This is a genomic window from Paenisporosarcina macmurdoensis (assembly GCF_042658845.1).
Classification (GTDB): Bacteria; Bacillota; Bacilli; order Bacillales_A; family Planococcaceae; genus Paenisporosarcina; species Paenisporosarcina macmurdoensis.
Map to the genome: position 1 here is coordinate 1 of NZ_JBHSRI010000036.1, position 863 is coordinate 863.

Sequence of the window (863 nt, forward strand, 5' to 3'; positions counted from 1 at the left end):
TATATGTTATTAAACTATTCTGACCGTTAATTGAATAAGAAACTGGATGATCCATCCTCAAACCACCGATTCGAATGCTCAACCTAGGGTGTATTCTTCATACACCCTAGGTTGACATAACACATCTTCAAGGAAGTTAGCCCCACCGAACTAACCCTTACGGGATCTCACTTCTTCTCTTTTTCACCCATCCATCTTTTATTCACCGAATATACATCGTTGAGTTGACGGGCTTTTGGTTGATTCGCTTTTCCCCTCTACTGAATAAATATCCAATAAAAAAAGACCGTCTCTGACGATCTCCTGTTCTTCCACTAAAGTACCTGTTAGTTTAATAAGGACAGAGACGCTTATTGAACTAGCAAGTTACAAATCGCAATCGTCATCCGTATTATTCTTCTTCTTTTTATCACCAAAATACTTCCAGAGATGGTATGTCGACCAGAATAAAGCCGCATAGATAAGTAATGAAAATGGTAAAATATAAGTATTTCCAAGAATATAATCAGGGTTAAAAACTGCGAACAAGACCAAGATAATTATAGCTGGAATCAAAAGAATCCAATAACGTTTGTCTTTAAAAGTGTTAAAACTCCACATACAATCCCCCCCTGTACCAACGTGTGATTTTCAAACTAAAGATATCCATATATTAAACAAAATGCCCGATTGTTGAACACAAGTTAAACAACATTCTTCAACTAACCTGTCCCGTTAGTTAAAGATGTTTTTGTATATGATCATTTTTGATTTCTCTTTATGTATTTAATTGATATCACAGTAGCAATGATTGCAACCATAACAATACTAAGTGGATACATAAGCTGTAACAGTAAATTGTGATCAGGACTCGTAATCCAACC

At 35.5% G+C, this 863-nt stretch carries 1 protein-coding gene; it reads right to left on the reverse strand.

Going from position 1 to position 863, the window contains the following annotated elements:
• Window positions 1–366: 366 nt before the first annotated feature.
• Window positions 367–600, reverse strand: a complete 234-nt coding sequence (locus ACFPYN_RS17400; RefSeq protein ID WP_377735907.1) for a permease — start codon at window positions 598–600, stop codon at window positions 367–369.
• Window positions 601–863: the final 263 nt, after the last annotated feature.